We start from the raw sequence: 4,407 nt of genomic DNA, 5'->3' as shown, positions 1-4,407 counted from the left end.
CGCGGGCCTGCTCGGCGCGGGCGGCGCGCTGCTGTTGCTCGCGGGCGCTGCCGGCCTGCTGCTCGTCCGCCGGCGCCGGCTCCGGTTCACCGCCTGACCCGCGCAGCGACCCTCCGGCGGCTCAGACCCGGCCGCCGGAGGGATCTCCGGACAGCCGCTGGGCGATCGCGATCGGGATGACCGAGGCGATCACCAGGACCGTCGCCACGACGTTGACGACCGGGGCCTGGTTCGGCCGGAACAGGTTGTCCAGGATCCAGATCGGCAGCGTCGTCGTGCTCTGGCTCGCGGTGAAGCGGGTCACGATGATCTCGTCGAAGCTGAGCGCGAACGCCAGCAGCCCGCCCGCCAGCAGCGCCGTGCGCAGCAGCGGGAAGGTGACGCGCCAGAAGGTGGTGAAGCTGTCCGCGCCCAGGTCCATCGAGGCCTCCTCCAGGTCACCGCCGAGCCGGCGCAGCCGGGCGATGACGTTGTTGAAGACCACCACGACGCAGAACGTCGCGTGCGCCACCACCAGCGTGAGCAGCGACAGCGGCACGCCCAGGATCGTGCGGAAGGCGTTGTTCAACGCGATGCCGGTGACGATGCCCGGCAGCGCGATGGGCAGGATCACCAGCAGCGACACGGCCTCCCGGCCGAAGAACCTGTACCGCTGCAGGGACATGGCCGCCAGCGTGCCGAGCACCAGCGCCACCGCGGTCGACAGCAGACCCACCACCACGGAGGTGCGCAGGGCGTCCAGGGCCCCGGCGTTGTGGGCGGCGCGTGACCACCATTGCAGGGTGAAACCGGCCGGTGGCCAGCCGAACGCCCGGTCACTGTTGAAAGAGTTGATCACCACGACGATCAGCGGCACGTAGACGACGGCCAGCACAACGGCGGTGATGACGCGCAACGCGACACGCATGCCCCGGGTCAGGTACATCAGAGGTTCTCCAGGGCTCCGGCGCGCCGGGACAGGAACAGGTAGACGATCATGACCACGACCGGGACCAGGCCGACCGCCGCCGCCAGGGGCTGGTTGTTGGCCGCGCCGATGTTGTCGTAGACCAGGTTGCCGAGGAACTGCTTGGTGCCGCCGACGATCTCCACCGCCACGTAGTCGCCCAGCGACAGCGAGAAGGTGAAGATCGACCCGGCCACGACCGCCGGGAACACCAGCGGCAGCACGACCGTGCGAACAGTGCGGCCCGGCCGGGCACCGAGATCCCCGGACGCCTCCAGCAGCGAGTCCGGCAGGCGTTCCAGGCCGGCGAAGATCGGCAGGACCATGTACGGGAACCACAGGTACGCCAGCGTGCACACGGTGGCGGTCAGGCCGTACCCGGGCGAGCCGAGCCCGAACGGCGCACCGGCCCAGTCGATCAGCCCGCCCCCGCCGAACATGCTGCGCCACGCGTACGCCTTGACCAGGTATGACGCCCACAGCGGGAGCAGGATGCCGGCGACCAGCAGGGGCTGCCAGCGCCGGCGGGCCACCTTGGCCATGAAGAACGCCACCGGCAGGGCCAGCACCGCATCGATGACCGTGACCAGGGCCGCCACCCCGATCGTGCGGATCGTCACCGAACGGTAGACGGAGTCGGTCAGCACCGTACGGATGTTGTCCAGCGTCCACACCCGCTCGATCGCCCCGGTGAACGTGTTCGTCGACCACAGGGCGGTGACCAGCAACGCCGCCAGCGCCCCGAGGTAGGCCAGCCCGAGCCAGAGCAGCGGCGCACCCAGCAGCAGGGTCAGCCGGGTGCGCGGCGAGCGGGTGAGCCGGGCCGAGAGCCGGCGCCGGCGGGTGTCCAGCAGCGTCACCGGCCGGTCAGCCCTTGATCTCGGTCCAGGCCCGGGTCCAGGCCGCATAGTCGGTGCAGGTGACATCGGTGCGCCCGTCCAGGCACTGCGGGATCGGCGTGCTCCAGTACCAGATCTTCTCCGCGTACGCGGCGTCACCGGCGTGGTAGGTCTCGCAGAAGTTCTTGTCGGTGGTCAGCGCGCACGCCTTCTGGTTGGCCGGCGCCTCCCCGAAGTACTCGGCGACCTGGGCGTTGGCCGTCGGACCGACGATCCAGTTCAGCCACTGGTACGCGCAGTTCGGATGCGCGCTCTTGGCCGCCACCATCCACGTGTCGGACCAGCCGGTCGACCCTTCCGCCGGCAGCACCGCCTTGACCGGAGCCTTCTCCGCGGCCGCCGTGTTGACGATGACCTGCCAGGTCGTGCCGATCACCGAGTTGCCGCTCTTGAAGGACTGCACCTCCTTGAGATAGTCCGACCAGTACTCGCTGATGTTGGCCTTCTGCGCCTTGAGCAGCTCCACCGCGGCGGCCAGCTGCTTGTCGTCCAGCGCGTACGGGTTCTTGATGCCCAGCTCGGGCCTGGTGTTCATCAGGAACAGGGCGGCGTCGGCGATGTAGATCGGGGAGTCGTACGCGGTGACCTTGCCGGCGTACTTGGCCGCGTCGGTGAACACCGAGGCCCAGGAGGTGGGGGCCGGATCCACTTTGTCCGTGCGGTACATCAGCAGGTTGGCGCCCCAGCCGTGCGGAACGCCGTACATCTGGCCGCCGACGGAGTTCCACGCCTTGTCCTTGAGGAAGCCGGTGACGTCGGCGTAGTTGGGGATCAGGGTGGTGTTCACCGGGGCCACGTCACCGCCCGCGATCAGCCGCAGCGAGGCGTCACCGGAGGCCGAGATCACGTCGTAGCCACCGGTCTTCATCAGGGTCACGGCCTCGTCGGAGGTGCCGAACGTCTTGACCGTGGCCTTGCAGCCGGTCTGCTTCTCGAACGGGGTCACCCAGTCCACCGCCGGGTCGTTGCCGCCGTTCTCGGCGTACCCGGGCCAGGCCAGGATGGAGACGGCGCCCTCGCCGGCGCCGAGCTGCTGGAGCTGGTCGATCTTCGGCGGGGTGAAACCGGACGCGCCGGGCGCCGGGGAGCTGTCCCCGGAGGACGTGCCGCAGGCGGCGAGCAGGGTGACGAGGCTGATGGCCGTACCGCTGAGCAGTGATCTGGTGATGCGCATGGCCGAACCCTTCGCAGCGGGGGTGGGGGTCAGGGGGTCTCCAGGGCCACGACGTCGCCGCCGCGGATGCTGACGAGGACGCGCTCGCCGCGGCGCTGCGCAGCCATCGCGGCGCCGGCCTCGGTGTTGGCCTCGCTCGCGGTGATCCGCGGCCCGGCCTCGAGGTCGACCAGGTAGCGGGTGGTCGCGCCGAGATAGACCACCTCGGCGATGGTGCCGGCCAGCCCCGGACCGGTACGCGAGAGCCGGACCCGTTCCGGGCGCACCACGAACGTGCCGTCCCGGCCGAGCAGCTCGACGGCGGCGGGTCCGCTGAGGACGGTCGACGTGCCGACGAAGCCGGCCACGAATCCGGTGCGCGGCCGCTCGTAGATCTCGGCGGCGGTGCCGACCTGAGCCACCCGGCCGTGCTCGAACACGGCGATCCGGTCGCTCATGGTCAGCGCCTCCTCCTGGTCGTGGGTGACGAAGACGAAGGTGATGCCGGCCTCGCGCTGCAGCTGCTTCAGCTCGACCTGCATCTGCTGACGTAACTGGAGGTCCAGCGCGCCCAGCGGCTCGTCCAGCAGCAGCACCTTGGGCCGCACCACCAGGGCGCGGGCCAGGGCGACCCGTTGGCGCTGGCCGCCGGAGAGCTGGCCGGGCTTGCGGTCGCCGAAGCCGGTCATCCGTACGCCGGCCAGCGCCTGCTCGGCCCGATCGCGGCGTTCGGCCCGGCCGACCTTGCGCACCGCCAGGCCGTACTCGACGTTCTGGCGTACGGACAGGTGCGGGAAGAGCGCGTAGTCCTGGAACACCGTGCTGACGTCACGCTGGAACGGCGCAGCGCCGGTGACGTCTGTGCCGCCGAGCAGGACCCGCCCGGCGGTGGGCCGCTCGAAGCCGGCGATCATCCGCAGCACCGTGGTCTTGCCCGACCCGGACGGGCCCAGCATGGAGAAGAACTCACCGTCGGCGATGCTCAGATCGAGGCCGTCGACCGCGACGGTGCTGCCGAAGGCCTTGTGCAGGCCGGTCAGGGTGATCGCCGGAGCAGTGTCCACGCAGGCCCCCGGTGGCTGGAGGAAATTCCGCCGTTGCGGCGAAACCTATGGCTTCATAGTTCAGAGCACAAGGTTTGTATGGTGCAGGCCGAGAAACAGTTGGGGGAGCGATGCCGGATCAGCGAGCCCGGCGGGCGGTCTTCGCCCCGCTGACCCAGAGCGGCCGGGCCGAGGCCGTCACCCGGCGGCTGCGCGACGCCATCGTGCTCGGCGTGCTCGGCGACGGCGAGCAGCTGCCGTCCGAGGTGGACCTGGCCGAGGCGCTCGGCGTCGCGCCGGTCACCGCCCGGGAGTCCCTGCAGAGCCTGCGCGAGCTGGGGCTGGTCACCACCCGGCGGGGACGCG

General features: G+C 70.6%; 5 protein-coding genes. 1 reads left to right on the top strand and 4 read right to left on the bottom strand.

Annotation, left to right across the window (positions count from 1 at the left end; genetic code table 11):
• Positions 1-121: 121 nt before the first annotated feature.
• The 4 genes from AB0C29_RS35660 to AB0C29_RS35645 are packed head-to-tail and all read right to left on the bottom strand — an operon-like array spanning position 122 to position 4,062.
• Positions 122-925 (bottom strand): ABC transporter permease, encoded by an 804-nt coding sequence (locus AB0C29_RS35660; protein ID WP_360829906.1) that lies wholly within the window; start codon positions 923-925, stop codon positions 122-124.
• Complete coding sequence (locus AB0C29_RS35655; protein WP_360829903.1) at positions 925-1,806, bottom strand: ABC transporter permease; 882 nt, start codon at positions 1,804-1,806, stop codon at positions 925-927. Before AB0C29_RS35655 ends, AB0C29_RS35660 begins: the two co-directional genes overlap by 1 nt.
• Positions 1,807-1,813: 7 nt before the next feature.
• Positions 1,814-3,019: an ABC transporter substrate-binding protein gene (locus tag AB0C29_RS35650; protein WP_360829900.1), complete on the bottom strand. Its 1,206-nt coding sequence runs from the start codon at positions 3,017-3,019 to the stop codon at positions 1,814-1,816.
• Between the two features lie 29 nt (positions 3,020-3,048).
• A complete protein-coding gene (locus AB0C29_RS35645; RefSeq protein ID WP_360829897.1) occupies positions 3,049-4,062 on the bottom strand; it encodes an ABC transporter ATP-binding protein in 1,014 nt (337 codons plus the stop codon).
• A gap of 110 nt (positions 4,063-4,172) precedes the next feature.
• Here AB0C29_RS35645 and AB0C29_RS35640 point away from each other — a divergent pair.
• The coding region (locus tag AB0C29_RS35640; protein ID WP_360829894.1) for a winged helix-turn-helix domain-containing protein at positions 4,173-4,407 on the top strand (235 nt) is incomplete at its 3' end.

This window comes from Actinoplanes sp. NPDC048791 (assembly GCF_040650095.1).
In the GTDB taxonomy this organism is placed as follows: Bacteria; Actinomycetota; Actinomycetes; order Mycobacteriales; family Micromonosporaceae; genus Actinoplanes.
The sequence above is the reverse complement of the archived record's forward strand: the minus strand, read 5'-3'. Positions and strand labels throughout refer to the sequence as shown.